15 protein-coding genes and 1 pseudogene are annotated in these 15,021 nt (G+C 69.4%); 7 read left to right on the forward strand and 9 right to left on the reverse strand.

Annotation, left to right across the window (positions count from 1 at the left end):
- Nucleotides 1-105: 105 nt before the first annotated feature.
- The 5 genes from CSW60_RS14200 to lgt form a co-directional block, all read right to left on the reverse strand.
- Entirely contained in the window at nucleotides 106-1,185 is a 1,080-nt protein-coding gene (locus CSW60_RS14200; RefSeq protein WP_099537999.1) for a hypothetical protein, read from the reverse strand.
- A 184-nt stretch (nucleotides 1,186-1,369) separates the two neighbouring features.
- On the reverse strand, nucleotides 1,370-2,308 hold the full coding sequence (locus CSW60_RS14205) for a ribose-phosphate pyrophosphokinase (protein ID WP_099538000.1): 939 nt from the start codon (nucleotides 2,306-2,308) through the stop codon (nucleotides 1,370-1,372).
- A 127-nt stretch (nucleotides 2,309-2,435) separates the two neighbouring features.
- A complete protein-coding gene (gene pgeF, locus CSW60_RS14210; protein WP_099538001.1) occupies nucleotides 2,436-3,224 on the reverse strand; it encodes a peptidoglycan editing factor PgeF in 789 nt (262 codons plus the stop codon).
- Entirely contained in the window at nucleotides 3,221-4,372 is a 1,152-nt protein-coding gene (locus CSW60_RS14215) for a class I SAM-dependent methyltransferase (protein WP_099538002.1), read from the reverse strand. The genes pgeF and CSW60_RS14215 overlap by 4 nt, the downstream gene beginning before the upstream one ends.
- A 4-nt stretch (nucleotides 4,373-4,376) precedes the next feature.
- Nucleotides 4,377-5,267, reverse strand: coding sequence for a prolipoprotein diacylglyceryl transferase (lgt, locus tag CSW60_RS14220; RefSeq protein ID WP_099538003.1), 891 nt, complete (start codon nucleotides 5,265-5,267; stop codon nucleotides 4,377-4,379).
- Between the two features lie 170 nt (nucleotides 5,268-5,437).
- Between lgt and CSW60_RS14225 the strand changes: the two genes are divergently transcribed.
- From CSW60_RS14225 to CSW60_RS14240, 4 genes are all read left to right on the forward strand, one after another.
- On the forward strand, nucleotides 5,438-5,695 hold the full coding sequence (locus tag CSW60_RS14225; RefSeq protein ID WP_099538004.1) for an accessory factor UbiK family protein: 258 nt from the start codon (nucleotides 5,438-5,440) through the stop codon (nucleotides 5,693-5,695).
- Between the two features lie 132 nt (nucleotides 5,696-5,827).
- Complete coding sequence (locus tag CSW60_RS14230) at nucleotides 5,828-6,334, forward strand: YbjN domain-containing protein (RefSeq protein ID WP_099538005.1); 507 nt, start codon at nucleotides 5,828-5,830, stop codon at nucleotides 6,332-6,334.
- A 95-nt stretch (nucleotides 6,335-6,429) separates the two neighbouring features.
- On the forward strand, nucleotides 6,430-7,212 hold the full coding sequence (gene proC / locus CSW60_RS14235; RefSeq protein ID WP_099538006.1) for a pyrroline-5-carboxylate reductase: 783 nt from the start codon (nucleotides 6,430-6,432) through the stop codon (nucleotides 7,210-7,212).
- 63 nt (nucleotides 7,213-7,275) lie between these two features.
- Nucleotides 7,276-7,812 (forward strand): TetR family transcriptional regulator, encoded by a 537-nt coding sequence (locus CSW60_RS14240; protein WP_099538007.1) that lies wholly within the window; start codon nucleotides 7,276-7,278, stop codon nucleotides 7,810-7,812.
- A gap of 144 nt (nucleotides 7,813-7,956) precedes the next feature.
- Here CSW60_RS14240 and CSW60_RS14245 read toward each other — a convergent pair whose 3' ends face one another.
- The 3 genes from CSW60_RS14245 to CSW60_RS14255 all read right to left on the reverse strand — a co-directional run bounded on the left by CSW60_RS14245 (nucleotide 7,957) and on the right by CSW60_RS14255 (nucleotide 10,662).
- Nucleotides 7,957-9,297, reverse strand: coding sequence for an ATP-binding protein (locus CSW60_RS14245; RefSeq protein ID WP_099538008.1), 1,341 nt, complete (start codon nucleotides 9,295-9,297; stop codon nucleotides 7,957-7,959).
- A 140-nt stretch (nucleotides 9,298-9,437) separates the two neighbouring features.
- Nucleotides 9,438-10,145, reverse strand: coding sequence for a response regulator (locus CSW60_RS14250; protein ID WP_099538009.1), 708 nt, complete (start codon nucleotides 10,143-10,145; stop codon nucleotides 9,438-9,440).
- A 10-nt stretch (nucleotides 10,146-10,155) separates the two neighbouring features.
- Nucleotides 10,156-10,662, reverse strand: coding sequence for a MarR family winged helix-turn-helix transcriptional regulator (locus CSW60_RS14255; RefSeq protein WP_099538010.1), 507 nt, complete (start codon nucleotides 10,660-10,662; stop codon nucleotides 10,156-10,158).
- Nucleotides 10,663-10,742: 80 nt separating this feature from the next.
- Here CSW60_RS14255 and CSW60_RS14260 point away from each other — a divergent pair, with 80 nt between their 5' ends.
- From CSW60_RS14260 to CSW60_RS14265, 3 genes are all read left to right on the forward strand, one after another.
- Complete coding sequence (locus CSW60_RS14260) at nucleotides 10,743-11,633, forward strand: branched-chain amino acid aminotransferase (RefSeq protein ID WP_099538011.1); 891 nt, start codon at nucleotides 10,743-10,745, stop codon at nucleotides 11,631-11,633.
- Between the two features lie 261 nt (nucleotides 11,634-11,894).
- Entirely contained in the window at nucleotides 11,895-11,978 is an 84-nt protein-coding gene (locus CSW60_RS24375) for a hypothetical protein (RefSeq protein WP_106907040.1), read from the forward strand.
- A 100-nt stretch (nucleotides 11,979-12,078) separates the two neighbouring features.
- Nucleotides 12,079-13,170, forward strand: a complete 1,092-nt coding sequence (locus CSW60_RS14265) for a 3-deoxy-7-phosphoheptulonate synthase (RefSeq protein ID WP_099538012.1) — start codon at nucleotides 12,079-12,081, stop codon at nucleotides 13,168-13,170.
- Nucleotides 13,171-13,855: 685 nt separating this feature from the next.
- Here CSW60_RS14265 and CSW60_RS24050 read toward each other — a convergent pair.
- Nucleotides 13,856-14,971 (reverse strand): annotated as a pseudogene (locus CSW60_RS24050) (phosphatidylinositol-specific phospholipase C1-like protein); the annotation flags it as partial.
- Between the last annotated feature and the right edge of the window lie 50 nt (nucleotides 14,972-15,021).

A 15,021-nucleotide genomic window follows, 5' to 3' on the forward strand; every position in this document is an offset into this window, starting at 1 on the left:
ATGGCCGTATCGCCACGCTCGCCCGGTCGTTTTGGGGTCGCGCTACATACACAAAAGGGCCGGGCGACGCAACGCCCGGCCCTTTCGCGCCTGAGGATCGGAAAATCAGCTCTTCTTGGCGGCGGGCTTCTTGCCGCCGGTCTTGGCCTTGCGGGAGTTGCTGCCCGCGCCCTTCACCGCGATCGACTCCTTGACCGGCAGCACGCGCGGCGCGTCGGGCGGCAGATCAGCGCCCGCGCCCTTGGCGATGCAGGCGCCGGTGTCGATCAGGATGTGCTGGCCCAGGCAGAAGACGTCCTCGTAGTGCGGCTTGGACACCGCCAGGCACTGATAGAGGTTGAGCTTGGCCATGTTCAGGCAATTGGCCGTGGCCCAGTCGCCGCTGAGCGCGTCGATGGAGGCCAGGTTGTTGTCGCCCGCCGCGCCGAGGGCGGCGAGGGCGGCCACGGCCAGGCCGCGGATCACGATCGGCTGGTAGGGGGCGGGCGCGGCGCGGGGCGTCAGGCCCAGGGACTGGCCGCCCAGCGAAGCCTGCTGCAGCACCGCGACATCGGCGCTTTCGGCCAGGGCCGGGGTGGCCGACAGGGTCTTGGCGGCGGCCAGGCGGCCGTCGCGATCGCTGACCACGCCCTTGGACCACGACGAGTGCTGCACGTCGTAGGCGGCCTGCTTCACCGCCTTGCCGGCCGTGTAGACCTTGAGGCCATCGCCGCCGATCTGGTCGATGATCAGGCCGGCGGCGCTGTCGGCGCCCTTGAAAACGGCCGCGTAGGACGGGTTGGAGAAGATGTTGTTGATCATCTCCTGGCGCTGGGCGGGATGGGCCGCGACCTCGCGCACCGAGGCGACGAAGGTGGGGTCCTGCAGGGCCAGGACGGCGGCGTAGGCTACCGCGCCGTTCATGAACGACTTCGGCTCATAGGCGGCGCCGACCTTCAGCGAGGCCTGGATCTGGTCGCCGTTCTGGAACGTCGGCGAGACGGCGGCGGCGCGGGCCATGTAGCCGCGGAAGGCGCTGGCGCGCTCGATCACCTGGGCCGAAAGCGTGATCGGCGGGGTGGGGGGCGGAGCCTGGACGACTGGCGGGGGCGGCGGCGGGGGCGGGGAGCTACAGGCGGCGATGATCGCCGTCAGCGCCACGGCGGTCGTCGCGACAACGACGCGCGTACGCGAAAAGGAACGCATTCTCGAACTTCCCCATCAGTCTTGGCAGGCCGGCTTGGCCGAAGCGCGTAGCAGCTCCGGCGGGCGGCATTGTGACTGTCGCTCCGTTAACCAAGCTTTTACAAGCGTGGCCGTGGTTTTCCGGGAATTGGGGGCGCGGCGATTAACCACGATCGCCGCCATGTCCTCTAGGGCCAGACGGGCCCTAGTCGAACAGCTTGGAAACCGACTCTTCGTTGGCGATCCGTCGGATGGCCTCGCCGATCAGCGGGGCGCACGAGACATAGCGGATCTTGGGGCAGGCCTTGGCGGGATCCGAGGCCTCGATCGAGTCGGTGACCACCAGCTCGGTCAGCACCGAATTGGCGACGCGATCGACCGCCGCGCCGGACAGGACGCCGTGGGTGATGTAGGCGCTGACCGACTTGGCGCCGTGGCTCATCAGGGCCTGGGCGGCGTTGCACAGGGTGCCGGCCGAGTCGGCGATGTCGTCGAACAGGATGCAGCGGCGGTCCTTGACGTCACCGATGATGTTCATGACTTCCGACTGGCCAGGGCCCGAGCGGCGCTTGTCGACGATGGCGAGGTCGGCGTCGTCCAGGCGCTTGGCCAGAGCCCGGGCGCGCACCACGCCCCCGACGTCCGGCGAGACGACCATCAGGTCGTCGCCCATCGGATAGTGCTTGCGGATGTCGTCGGCCATCAGGCGCGAGGGCAAGAGGTTGTCGGTCGGGATGTCGAAGAAGCCTTGGATCTGGCCCGCGTGCAGGTCCATGGTCAGGACGCGGTCGGCGCCCGAGCGGGTGATCAGATTGGCCACCAGCTTGGCCGAGATCGGCGTGCGGCCGCCGGTCTTCCGGTCCTGGCGGGCGTAGCCGAAGTAGGGCAGCACGGCCGTGATCCGCTTGCCCGACGCGCGCTTGAGGGCGTCGATGCAGATCAGGAGCTCCATCAGGTTGTCGTTGGCCGGATAGCTGGTCGACTGGATAACGAAGACGTCCTCGCCCCGCACGTTCTCGTCGATGGTGACGAACACTTCGAGGTCGGCGAACCGGCGCACCTGGGCGCGGGTAAGCGGCATGTCGAGATATTCCGCGATCGCCTGGGACAGCGGGCGGTTGGAGTTGCCGGACAGCAGCTTCATGGAGATATCTCGGGGTGGGGGGCGGCCGATGCGGGGGCTTCTAGCAGGCGAAGCTCTGGAAACAAGTGTTAACGGGCAGACTTTTTCGATTCCGTAATCGGACGATCGGCGGCGTGGCCTAGGCGCCTCACGCCTCCAGCATGATCGCCGACAACAAACGCCCGTAATCACCCTCGTTGTTCAGGAAGGCGCGGCGGTTGGAGAAGAACCATTCCTCTTCCGCTCGCGTGTCTCGGCCGACCCATTCGCGGCGTTCGACCCCGGCGGTTTCCAGCCGGTCCAGTACGAAGGCCGGCAAGTCGAAGAAGCGCTTGTCCTCCGAGACGCCTGGTTTGAAGAACCGGCCCGAGCCGGGGCAATCGGCCTCGAACTTGTGCAGAAAGTCGAGCCCCACCTCGTAGGATTTCGGCCCGATGCAGGGGCCGACGACGCCGGTGATGTTGGCCGGATTGGCGCCCAGCTCGACCATGCGGTCCACGGCGGCCTGGACGACGCCGTCCAAGGCCCCGCGCCAGCCGGCGTGGGCGGCGGCCACGACGCGGGCGTCCGGATCGACCAGCAGCACCGGCGCGCAGTCGGCCGCCATGGCGCCGCAGATGACGCCCGGCGTCTTGCTGACCACCGCGTCGCCCTGCGGACGCGCGTCGCCCCACGAGCCGTCGGCCGTGATCGCGATGGTCGAGTGGATCTGGTAGCAGACGTTCAGGTCGGCCGGGTCGCCGCCGAACCAGCGGGCGATGCGGGCCCGGTTCTCCTCGACGTCGGCCGGCTCGTCCTGGCTGCCGCGCCCGACGTTCAGGCTCTCGTAGATCCCCTTCGAGACCCCGCCCTGGCGCGTGAAGAAGGCGTGCTTGACGCCGGGCAGGCTGGCCAGCAGCGGCGACTGGATGGTGGGCAGGTCGGGCTTTTGAGTCATGTCGCGTCCTCGAAGAGGGGGGGCGAAAGGTCGGGCGAACACAGGCACGCCACCTTGAACAGGCTCCCCATCTGCGCCTCGCCGAGCAGCCGATCAAGCTGTCTTCCAATCTGCTCGGTCTTCTCGGGCTGGCGGGCGGCGAGGGCCTCGGCGCGGTCGAGGATGCCCAAGGCCAGCAGGAACTGGGCTTGGGTCAGGATCGGTCCAGCCTTGGCCCCGGCCTCGCGCGCGGCGGCGACCACCGACGGGAAGTCGGCCCACACGGTCAGGTCGGCCAGGCCCGCCGTCTTCAGCGGATCGACCTTCTGGTGGTTCTGGATCGCCTGCAGCGTGTCGCCGGCCTCGGGCTGGGCGCGGCCATAGTCGATCAGCAGCGCCGCGCCGCCGTCGATGCCGAGGCGATGGGCGATATCGGAGGCGATGGCGGCCTGGGCGGGGGAGGTCTCAACGACCGCGCCCGCCGCCAAATCCTCCCCCCAGAGGGGGAGGTGGTCCGAAGGACCGGAGGGGGGAGAGGCAGGGGCGGCGGGACTTCCCCCTCCGTCCGCTGCGCGGACACCTCCCCCTCGGGGGGGAGGATTTAGGGGGCGCAGTCCGAACGCCAGCTCCCCGTCCGCGCCCAGCCCGATCACCCGCTCGGCCCAGCCGTCTTGCACGCGGACGAACTGCCGAGCCGGCAGGCAGTCGAGGAGCTCGTTGGCGACAAGGATCATCGGCGCGCCGCCGGGAACCTCGTCCAGGCGGGAAGCCCAACGCGGGCGATCGCCCAGCCGCTCGGCTTGGCGAGCCTTAAGCGGTTCGGAGACCTCGACCAGCCAGACATCGGCGGCTTCCAGGAAGTCCGGCGCCACGCGCGCGGCGCGCAGCAAGTCGCTCATCAGCGTCCCGTCGCCGGGACCCATTTCGACCAGGCGGAACGGCGCGGGGCGGCCCAGGCGCGTCCAGGTCTCGACCATCCAGAGGCCGATCAGCTCGCCGAACATCTGGCTGACCAGCGGCGCGGTGATGAAGTCGCCGCCGGCGCCCAGATCGGGCCGCGTGGCGTAGTAGCCGTCGCGCGGATCGTGCAGGCAGCGGGTGAAGAACTCGGGCACGGCGATCGGCCCGTCATGGGCGATCTGGGCCTTGAGGCGCTCCAGCAGGCTCATGACGTCAGGCGGCGGGCTCGGCCGGGGCGCGCAGCGACCGCCACAGCATCCAGCCGCCCACGAGGATCATCGGCGCCGACAGCATCATCCCCATGGTCAGGCCGAACGGGAAGTCGGGCATGCCGATATCGGGATTGCGCACGTTCTCCAGCGACAGGCGGAACAGGCCATAGGCCAGCAGGAAGGTCGCGACGATCGCGCCGCGCCGTTGCAGCCACTTCAGCCGGTAGATGGCGAAGGCCAGGATCAGGAACAGCAGCAGGCCTTCGAGGCCCGCCTCGTAAAGCTGGCTGGGATGGCGCGGCAGCTCGCCGGCCGGACAGATCCCTTGCGGATGGCTGGCGCGGATCGTCTGATTACAGAAGATGATCCCCCACGGGCCGTCGGTGACCCGTCCCCACAGCTCGCCATTGATGAAGTTGGCGATGCGGCCGAAGAACAGGCCGATCGGAACCACCGGCGCGACCAGGTCGCCCAGCTTCAGCATGTCGATCTTGTTGCGCTGGGCGAACAGGGCGATCGCCGCGCAGACGCCCAGGAAGCCGCCGTGGAAGGACATGCCGCCTTCCCAGATCTTGAAGGCGTCGCTCGGGTGGGCCAGCAGCCACGTCCGCTGGGCGTCATTGGGCAGCATGTAGAACAGGATGTAGCCCAGCCGGCCGCCCAGGATGATGCCCAGGGTGATCCAGAGGACGAGGTCGTCGATCTGCAGGGGCGTGGCGGTGGGCGTGCGGCCGCCCCACAGGCTGGGCGTCCTCGTCAGGCGCACGGCGTATCGCCAGCCCAGCAGGATGCCCGCGACATAGGCCAGGGCGTACCAGCGCAGCGCCAGCGGGCCCCATTGCAGGGCGAACGAACCGATGTGAACGACCGGGTCGATGTCGGGGAAGATCACGCGCTCGGGCTCCGCTCGGGACAGATCGTCGCACCTATAGAGCCCGTTGGACGAAAATGTGAGCGGTTTCGCCGCCGCGACTCGCGCCTAAGGACTCCTTGGCTCTTCGCTTTCATCCCTTGTTTCCCATATAAGGAGGGCTCGCCCATCCGCGGGCGCGTGGAAAACCGATGCACAGCCAGAACCCGATCCTCGACGAATTCGCCAAGCTGACCCAGGCGGCCATGGGCATCGCCCAGACGGCGGGCGAGGAAGCCAAGTCCGCGATGCGGGCCCAGGCGGATCGGCTGGCGGCCGAGTTCGACCTGATCCGCCGCGACGATTTCGAGGCGCTGAAGGCCGAGGTGGCGGCGCTGCGCGAAGAGGTCGCCGCCCTGAAAGCGACCAAGAAGGCTCCGGCCAAGAAGAGCGCGGCGACGGGCGAATAACAGCCTTAACAGCTCGCCCACGGCGTGAAGCGAGTTGAGACGAACGCCGCGAAGCAGATTACTGTCCTCGGTACGTGAGCGAATCACGGCGGGGCTCACCCCCGCCCGCGCTGGCGGGGACGCAGGATTCTCATGGACACCCAACCGGAAGAAGACGACGTCCTGATGGCTCTCGATCCCCTCGAGGTGGTCGAACATGTGCTGTCGGCCGAAAACCTGACCTTTGATCGCACCGAAGACGGCGACCTGGCCTTCGCGCTGAAAGGCGACTGGAAGGACTACGAGCTGTGGTTCGCCTGGCGGCCGGAAGCCGACTGCCTGCAGCTGTGCCTGTCGCTGGACCTGCGCGCGACCAAGACCAAGCGGACCAACGCCTACGAACTGTTGGCCCTGATCAACCAGCGCGTCTGGCTGGGCCACTTCGAGGTCTGGACCGAGGACGGCGAAGTCGTGTTCCGTCACGCCCTGGCCCTGCCGGCTGGCGAGCGCCCGACCATGGCCCAGGCCGCCTCGATGATCGACGCGGCGGTGGAGGCGGCCGACCGCTTCTATCCGGCCTTCGACTTCCTGCTGCACGGCGCGAAGACCCCGGACCAGGCGATGGCCGCCTGCATGTTCGAGACGGTCGGCCAAGCCTGATTTGGTCTGGACTTTCCTTCTTCCCCTGCGGGAGAAGGCGGCTAGCAAAGCAGGTCGGATGAGGGGTTTCTCCGCGTCCGCGAGGGAGACCGGTCATGACCCCCATCCTACTCCTCGGCGCCGGACGCATGGGCGGCGCGCTGATCCAGGGCTGGCGCGAGGCTGGGGCCTTTACGGCCATCGACCTGATCGTCCGTGATCCGAACATCGAGCCCGCGGCCGTGCGTGGCGCGATCGTCAACCCGCCGCTGGAGGCGCTGGGCGCCGCCAAGACCGTGCTGCTGGCCGTCAAGCCGCAGATCTGGCGCGAGGCCGTCAAGGACGTGGTCCCGCATATCGCGCCCGACGCCGTGATCGTCTCGATCGCCGCCGGCGTGCGCGCCGCCGACATTTCCGAGGCCTTCGGCGGCCGCCGCGTGGCGCGGGTCATGCCGACCACCGCCGTCGCGATCGGACGCGGCGCGGCCAGCCTCTACGCCGAGGACGCCGAGGCCCTGGCGCGGGCCAAGGCTCTGTTCGAGCCGGTCGCGGCCGTTGCGGTCCTGCCGAACGAAGAGCTGATGCACGCGGCCACCGCCGTCTCGGGCTCGGCCCCGGCCTATCTCTACGCCTTCGTCGAGGCGCTCGAGGCGGCGGGCGCGGCGCAAGGCCTCGATCCCGCCGAAAGCGCCCGCCTGGCCCGCGCCACCATCATCGGCGCGGCCGCGCTGATGGAGCAGAGCGGCGAAGAGCCGGCGGAACTGCGCAAACAAGTCACCTCGCCTGGCGGCACCACGGCCGCGGCGCTGGCGGTGCTGATGGGCGAGGGCGGCTTTGGCGACCTGCTGCCAAAGGCCCTGGCGGCGGCGGTGGCGCGGTCGAAGGAACTGGGGGGGTAAATCCTCCCCCGCTAGGGGGAGGACTGTCTTGTGATCGCCGGCTTCTAGCGCCATCTCTTTCTCATGACCGACGACATCCTCGACCGCGCCGCCGACGCCGCCCTGGCCCTCGCCGCCGACCAGCCTTGGCCGTCCGTGTCGCTGCGCGACATCGCGGTGAAGGCCGACATCCCGTTTCCGGATCTCTACGCCAAGGCCAACAGCCGTCTGGCGGTCCTGGCGCGCGTGTCCGAACGCTTCGACTGCGCGGCGCTCGCGATCGACTACCCTCAAGGCTCGAACGCCCAGGACCGGCTGTTCGACGCGGTGATGGCGCGGCTGGAGGCGATGGAGCCGCACCGGACGGCGTTGCTGAACATCGCCAAGGCGCAGGGCGCGGTGGTCGCCGCGATGCGCTTCCCCTTCATCGCCCGCGCCCTGCTGGAAGCCGCCGGCGTGCCCGCCACCCCGCCGCGCCTGCTTGCCATGGCCGCCGTATGGGCGCGCGTGGTCCAGGTCTGGCGCGAGGACGACGCCGCCCTGAACCGCACCATGGCCGAGCTGGACAAGCGCCTGAAGCAGATGGCCCAGCGGCTTGGGATGATCGGGGCGGGGTTCTAGGGGGAGCGAAGTTTAGATGCTCCCCCGCGATGCGGGGGAGCTGTCGCGGAGCGACTGAGGGGGCGAGCTGGGCGAACGCCCCGCTAGCCCCCTCCGGCCCTCTGGGCCACCTCCCCCGCATCGCGGGGGAGGATCTGTTCAGGACTACCCCGGCAGCCGGATCAACGCTCTTAAGCCCCCCATCGTCGAGCGCGACAGCATCAGGTCCCCGCCGAGGCCCCGCGCCATGTCGCGCGCGATGGCGAGGCCTAGCCCCACGCCCTTCTCGTTCTGGTTCCGGCTCTCGTCGAGGCGTGAGAAGGGCTTGAAGGCCTCTTCGTAGCGGTCCTCGGGGATGCCCGGACCGTCGTCGTCCACCGCGATCTCGACCCCGCCGGTCTGGCGAGCGGCGGCGGTGACCTTGACGCGGTCGGCGTGGGCGACGCCGTTGTCGACCAAGTTGGCGAGCGCGCGGCGGAAGGCCAGGGGCCGGACCCGCGCCTCCAGCCCCGGCGCGATGTCGGTCTCGATCGCCGCGCCGCCGCGCTCGGCGTCGGCCACCACCCCGCCGATCAGTTCGGAGAGATCGACCACCCGCGCGTCCTCGCCGCCCTCGCCGCGGGCGAAGGCCAGGTACTCGTCGATCATGTGCTCCATTTCAGCGAGATCGCCCTTCATCGCCTCGATCTGTTCGCAGGGCTCGGCCATGGCCATTTCCAGCTTCAGGCGGGTCAGCGGCGTACGCAGGTCGTGGCTGACGCTGGCCAGGAGGGCGGTGCGCTGCTCGATGTGCCGAACGATGCGGGCCTTCATGGCCAGGAAGGCGCGGGCGGCCTTGCGCACCTCGCGCGCGCCGTGCGGCTTGAAGTCATGCTCCTCGCCCCGGCCGAAGGCGTCGGCGGCGTCGGCCAGGCGCTCGATGGCGCGGACCTGGTTGCGGATGAACAGGATGGCGATCGCCGTCAGCAGCATGGTCGCCACCACCATCCACAGGATGAAGATGTGCCCTTGGGTGGCGTAGGCCCGGTCGCGCAGGGCGTAGATCTGCAGGACCCCGCCCTTCACCTGCACCCGGATGTCGATATAGGCCGTGTAGCGGGTCGTATCGAACCAGAACGGGTTATCCAGCCGGTCGTCCAGGGCCTGTTGCAGCGACCGGTCTAGCGCCGCGAACAGCGAGGGCCGGCGGCTGGTCGGCAGCTTGCGGCCCTTCTGGAAGGCGATCGACAGGGACATCGAGTCTTCGGCCCGCTTGGCCAGCTTCTCGACGGCGGCGGGGCTGGGATCGTCCTCGTAGGACTGCACGGCCCAGGCGATGTCGCCGGCCAGGCCCTCGGAGAGCTTGCTGGTCACCGACTGCCAGTGCGCGTCGAAGAACGCCCAGGTCACGGCGATCTGCATCACCGCCACCGGCAGGATGATGATCAATAGGCTGCGGCCGAACAGCGAGGTCGGCAGCAGGCGCTTGAGGAAGGGCGGGAGGTTGAGGCGGGTGGAGAGGGGCACCTAAATCCTCCCCCCAGCGGGGGAGGTGGCGCGAAGCGCCGGAGGGGGAAGATGGCATTCCCGCCGCTGGTCGACTTTCCCCTCCGTCCGCTGCGCGGACACCTCCCCCGCTGGGGGGAGGATTTGAACGCGCCCCACCATCAATCCGGCGCCAGCCGATACCCGATCCCGCGCACGGTCTGCAGGTAGCGCGGATTCTTCGGGTCCGGCTCGATCTTGCGGCGCAGGCGCGTGACCTGGACGTCGACGGCGCGGCCAGTGGCGTCGGCGGTGTCGCGAGCCAGCTCCAGGCGGTCGACGGGTTCGTGGGCCGAGCGGGCCAGGCGGCGCATCAGCGTGACCTCGGCCTCGGTCAGGCGGATGACCTCGCCATCGCAGACGAGCTCGCCGCGTTCGGGCTCGAACGTGCAGCGGCCCAGGTTCAGGGCGGCGCTTCGTGTCCCGACCGGGCGGGCGGACGAGCGGCGCAGGATCGCCTCGATGCGCAACAGCAGTTCCTGAGGCTCGAACGGCTTGCCCAGATAGTCGTCGACGCCGTTCGACAGGCCCTCGATCCGGTCGGCGGTCTGGTCGCGGGCGGTCAGCATCAGGATCGGGGTGCGGCCGGCCTCGCCGCCCTTGGCGCGCAGGCGCTTGGTGAAGGCCATGCCGTCCTCGCCCGGCATCATCACGTCCAGCACCATCAGGTCGAAGTCCAGCGACTCGAACAGCTTGTCGGCGCCGGCCGCGTTCGAGGCGGCGGTGACGCGGAAGCCGGCGCGGCCCAGGAACTCCTTGATCAGCTTGCGCAGGCGATCGTCGTCGTCGACGACCAGCAGGTGGCGCTCGCGGCGCTCTTCTGGAGTCATGGAGTCGTCCTCAAACGTTCTGGCGCCGGGGCGCGCCGACGCCCTGGCGGGGACCGGCCAGCGCCGCCAGGATTCGCCGCGCGCCGGCCACGCCGTCGAGGCCGCCGGTGCGATAGGCCCGGGCCAGCAGCGCCCGCAGCCGCTCGGCCGTCCGCTGCTCGAAGGCCACGCCATCGGGCGTCAGGGTCGCGGGGCGGCGACGGCCGTCCAGCTCGCCCGAGCCGCGCTCGACCAGGCCCGCCTTCTGAAGGTCGGCCAGGGTGCGGCTGGCGGCCTGCTTGGACAGGCTCGTCAGCTTGGAAAGGTCCTGCACCCCGATGCCCGGCCGGCGGCGCAGCAGGAAGGCCGCGCGCCAGTGCGAACGGCCAAGGCCGACGCTCTCGCTTTCCAGCGCCGCGTCGACGGCGGCCCACAGCGAAGCCTCGGCCAGCAGGATCAGTTCCAGCCCGCCGTCCAGCTCCTCCTCGCGGAGGATCAGACGGGGATCGTCCGAACCGGGCTGCAGCGGGGCTATCATCGCGCGGAGTCCATTTTATTTGACGCGCCCACCCTCGGGGCGTCTAAGGGCCGGGTTTTTCATAAGGAGGTCTTGGGCCGATGTCTCTGGTTCCCTTCGACGATCGTGATGGTTGGATCTGGCTGGACGGCCAGTTCGCGCCCTGGCGCGAAGCGAAGGTGCACGTACTCACCCACGGCCTGCACTACGCCTCGTCCGTCTTCGAGGGCGAGCGGATGTACGGCGGCGAGATTTTCAAGCTGACCGAACATACCGAGCGCCTCTTCAAGTCGGCCGAGATCCTCGACTTCAAGATCCCATACACGGTGGCCGAGATCGACGAGGCCTGCAAGGCGACGGCCGAGAAGAATGGCCTTAAGGACTGCTATGTCCGCCCGATCGCCTGGCGCGGCAGCGAGATGATCGGCGTCTCGGCGCAACAGACCAAGATCCACGTCGCCATCGCCGTCTGGGAATGGCCGAGCTACTTCGACCCCGCGACCAAGGCCAAGGGCATTCGCCTGACCTGGGCCAAGTATCAGCGCCCGGACCCGAAGACCGCCCCGGTCGCGGCCAAGGCCGCCGGCCTCTACATGATCTGCACCATCTCCAAGCACGCCGCCGAGAAGGACGGCTACGCCGACGCGATGATGCTGGACTATCGCGGCTATGTGGCCGAGGCGACCGGCGCCAACGTCTTCTTCGTCAAGGACGGCGTCCTGCACACGCCCAAGCCCGACTGCTTCCTGGACGGCATCACCCGCCGCACGGTGATCGCCATCGCCAAGGACAAGGGGATCGAGGTCGTCGAGCGCCACATCCAGAAGGAAGAGCTCTCGGGCTTCACCGAATGCTTCATCGTCGGCACCGCCGCCGAGGTGACCCCGGTCTCGGAAGTGGGCGAGTTCACCTTCACGCCGGGCAAGCTGTCGCTCGATTTGATGGACACCTACGCCGCCCTGGTGCGCGGCCAGGCGATGGCCGAGGCCTAAGGCGGCTCCATCCGTCGGATCTGAAGACGCCGCTCGGAGCGATCCGGGCGGCGTTTTCGTTCACTAGATCCGTGTCATCCCGGCCGGAGCGCATCGCGCGGAGAGCCGGGACCCAGGGGATGACGAAACGCCGTGCGCGCCGCCCCTGGGTCCCGGATAGCCTCTGCGAGGCTTCCGGGATGACACGGGTTTTGGGCTTCTGTTGCGGCCCCCAGAAATCTGGGGGTGACTCACGGCCAACTTCGCCCTACGGTCTTCGCGATGACCCTCGCCGCCAGCCACACGCTGTTTTGGTATTTTAGCTATCCGACGCCTCTGGCGCCGGGAGGGTTTCGTTCGGCCTGAGATCAGGGCCACTTAGAGAACACCTTCACCAGCCGCCAGGGGATCCCCGGGCGGCTTTTTTGATGGCCGCCGGACCTTCCCGACACTTCCGGAGCCATCCATGCCGTCTTCCGCCGCCCATATCGTCTCGCTGCCGGTCCCGACCGACGACCTGCGGATCGAGAAACTCCAGACCCTCAGCCCGCCCGCCCAAGTGATTGGCGAGGCGCCCGCCACCTCGTCGGTGGCCGAGGTCGTCGGCGCCGGCCGCCGCGCGGTCCACGAGATCCTGCACGGGCGTGACGATCGTCTGGTGGTGGTGATCGGGCCCTGCTCGATCCACGACCCCAAGGCCGCCCTGGAATACGCCCATCGCCTGGCCGCCGAGCGCGAGCGCCACGCCGGCGAGCTGGAGGTGATCATGCGGGTCTATTTCGAAAAGCCCCGCACCACGGTGGGCTGGAAGGGCCTGATCAACGACCCGGACCTGGACGGCGGCTTCCGGATCAACGAGGGCCTGCGCCTGGCGCGGCGGGTGCTGCTGGACGTCAGCGCCCAGGGGCTGCCGGCGGCTTGCGAGTTCCTGGACGTGACCACGCCCCAGTACATCGCCGACCTGGTGGCCTGGGGCGCGATCGGCGCGCGTACGACCGAAAGCCAGATCCACCGCGAGATGGCCTCGGGCCTCTCTTGCCCCGTTGGCTTCAAGAACGGCACCAACGGCGACGTGAAGGTCGCGGTCGACGCGGTGACCGCCGCCAGCCAGCCGCACCATTTCCTGGCCGTGACCAAGGAAGGCCGCGCCGCCATCGCCACGACCACCGGCAACGGCGACTGCCATGTCGTGCTGCGCGGCGGCAAGACGCCCAACTATGACGCCGCCAGTGTCGCGGCCGCGGCCCAGGTCCTGGAGAAGGCGGGTCTGGCGCCGCGCATCATGGTCGACGTCAGCCACGCCAACAGCGGCAAGAACCACGAGAACCAGCCGGCGGTGGTCGCCGACGTCTGCGCTCAGCTCGCCACCGGCGCCTCGCCGATCATGGGCGTGATGATCGAAAGCAACCTCGTCGCCGGCCGCCAGGACATCGTCCCCGGCCAGCCCCTGACCTACGGCCAGTCGGTCACCGACGCCTGCGTGGACTGGGAGACCTCGGTGCGGATGCTGGATGATCTGGCGGCGGCGGTGAGGGCCGGCCGCGCCAGGCGGGGGTAGGGCGAACGCCCTACTTCCCCGCTTGCGCCGCCATCACCGCCGCGACCTCCGCCCGCGCCATGGCGATGTCGCGCAGGAAGGTCTCGGAGCGGTGTTGGGCGGCGTAGATCACCTCGCCCGACTGCAGCCCCGCCTCGGTGGCGCTCAGCGTGTGGCTGCCGCAGATCCAGCGGCTGTCGGCGTAGTCGCGGCCGCGGGCGTAGAGGGCGTCGGCGCGCGAGGGGACGACCTCGGCCAGGATCATCGCGACATGGCCGCCGAAGGCCGAGTGGCCCGACGGATAGTCGGGATTGGCGGTCAGGTCGGGGCGCTTGGGCTCGCACACCGGGGCGGAGTCCTTGCCGATGTAGGGACGCTTGGTCCCCCAGAAGTGCTTGGCGACGCTGACCGGCGATCGATCGTCGCCGGCGCGCTCGAGCAGGGCCGACAGGATCGGGGCGTTCTGGGCGGTGAGCTTGACGCCCAGGGCCTTCTCGAAATGGCCGAAGGCCGGACCGCTGACGTCGGCCGTGGCCTCGGCCCAGCGCGCCGGGTCCTTGTCCTTGATCGCGCGGCTCTGGTCGAACACGGCGGCGTCGGCGATCGCGCGGGGCGAGCCGGGCTGGGGCGGCGGGGCCAGGATCTTGGTCAGGTCCGGGCGCGCCTCGGGCTGGAGGTAGCCGCGCTCGGGCGCGCCGGGCAGGGCCTCGATCGGCAGGTTGTCGCAGACCTTGGGCTGACGGACCGGATTGCAGATCGCCACGTCGCCGCCGGTCAGGCGCACGGTGTAGCCGCCCGGAAAGCGCGGGTCGGGCCAGATGTAGTCGGTGGAGACATACTGGGCGCCGCTGGTGAAGGCGGCGGTGCGGCGGCTGACGTCGTTGCGGCGGGCCTCCCAAGTGTCGGCATCGGCGCGGGTGCGGACGATGAAGCCGGCCTTCACCGCGGCGGTGATGCGGTCCTTCTCGGCGATCGGATCGTTCAGCGTCAGATAGGCCGCGGCCGGCGAGGCCTCGTCGGTGTTGACGAACATCGCGCGGCCTTCCAGCGAGGCGCGCTTGCCGCGATAGATGGCGACCTTCTTCGGGCCTTCGTCGAGGGCGAAGAAGACCTTGCCGCGCGCCTGGCCGATCTTGGGCCAGCCGCCCGCCAGCACCGCCTCGCGCAGGGTCTTGGCCTTGCCCTGGACCTGGTCGGGCGTGATCAGGCGATCGTCGCCGAACACCGAGCGGATCTCGGCGTCGAAGGCGTCGAACAGGGCTTCGGTGAAGTCCAGCGGCTTCACCCCGCCCGGCACGGTGGCCTCGCCCTCCTTGGCGTTGATCATGATCAGGATCGGCGCGTGGTCCCGATGCGTGTCGGACCAGGCGCGGATCTCCTTCAGGCACGAGATGAAGGTCACGCACGAGACGCGGAAGTCGATGTCGGTCATGTGCATGGTCTTGAAGCCCGGCTTGGCCAGGGCCGCGGCCATCTCCGGCGGCAGGGCGGTTCCCTGGCCGAAGACGGTGAGCGGCTTGGCGTAGCGGCCGCCCTCGGGGTCGGCGACGACGTCCAGTTCAATCTGACGGGCGCCGGCGTCCAGCTGCTCGGCGAGGCGCCGGTGGCCGTAGTCGACGCCCAGCGCCGCCTGGCCGCGCGCGGCGACCATGGCCGCCATCTCGTCGGCCGGAATGAGCTGCTTGTAGGAGTTGTGCGTGCCCACGGCCATCAGGTCGTTCATCGGCAAGGCGTCCATCCGCTGGCGGATGCAAGGCGCGCTCTCGTCCGAGGCGGGGCAGGGGGCGGCGGCGACCGCCAGGGCGGCGAGCAGGTTCAGCATGGGCGACTCCAGGACAGAGCGTCGCCATAGCGCTTGCACATGACGGTTTG

The sequence above is a fragment of the Caulobacter sp. X genome (genome assembly GCF_002742635.1).
Classification (GTDB): Bacteria; Pseudomonadota; Alphaproteobacteria; order Caulobacterales; family Caulobacteraceae; genus Caulobacter.

What these genes read in the sequence shown, in the direction of transcription:
- CSW60_RS14200 (WP_099537999.1), bottom strand. Translation starts at nt 1,185, where the DNA reads ATGCGTTCCTTTTCGCGTACGCGCGTCGTTGTCGCGACGACCGCCGTG.
- CSW60_RS14205 (WP_099538000.1), bottom strand. Translation starts at nt 2,308, where the DNA reads ATGAAGCTGCTGTCCGGCAACTCCAACCGCCCGCTGTCCCAGGCGATC.
- pgeF (WP_099538001.1), bottom strand. Translation starts at nt 3,224, where the DNA reads ATGACTCAAAAGCCCGACCTGCCCACCATCCAGTCGCCGCTGCTGGCC.
- CSW60_RS14215 (WP_099538002.1), bottom strand. Translation starts at nt 4,372, where the DNA reads ATGAGCCTGCTGGAGCGCCTCAAGGCCCAGATCGCCCATGACGGGCCG.
- CSW60_RS14225 (WP_099538004.1), top strand. Translation starts at nt 5,438, where the DNA reads ATGCACAGCCAGAACCCGATCCTCGACGAATTCGCCAAGCTGACCCAG.
- CSW60_RS14230 (WP_099538005.1), top strand. Translation starts at nt 5,828, where the DNA reads ATGGACACCCAACCGGAAGAAGACGACGTCCTGATGGCTCTCGATCCC.
- proC (WP_099538006.1), top strand. Translation starts at nt 6,430, where the DNA reads ATGACCCCCATCCTACTCCTCGGCGCCGGACGCATGGGCGGCGCGCTG.
- CSW60_RS14240 (WP_099538007.1), top strand. Translation starts at nt 7,276, where the DNA reads ATGACCGACGACATCCTCGACCGCGCCGCCGACGCCGCCCTGGCCCTC.
- CSW60_RS14250 (WP_099538009.1), bottom strand. Translation starts at nt 10,145, where the DNA reads ATGACTCCAGAAGAGCGCCGCGAGCGCCACCTGCTGGTCGTCGACGAC.
- CSW60_RS14255 (WP_099538010.1), bottom strand. Translation starts at nt 10,662, where the DNA reads ATGATAGCCCCGCTGCAGCCCGGTTCGGACGATCCCCGTCTGATCCTC.
- CSW60_RS14260 (WP_099538011.1), top strand. Translation starts at nt 10,743, where the DNA reads ATGTCTCTGGTTCCCTTCGACGATCGTGATGGTTGGATCTGGCTGGAC.
- CSW60_RS24375 (WP_106907040.1), top strand. Translation starts at nt 11,895, where the DNA reads ATGACCCTCGCCGCCAGCCACACGCTGTTTTGGTATTTTAGCTATCCG.
- CSW60_RS14265 (WP_099538012.1), top strand. Translation starts at nt 12,079, where the DNA reads ATGCCGTCTTCCGCCGCCCATATCGTCTCGCTGCCGGTCCCGACCGAC.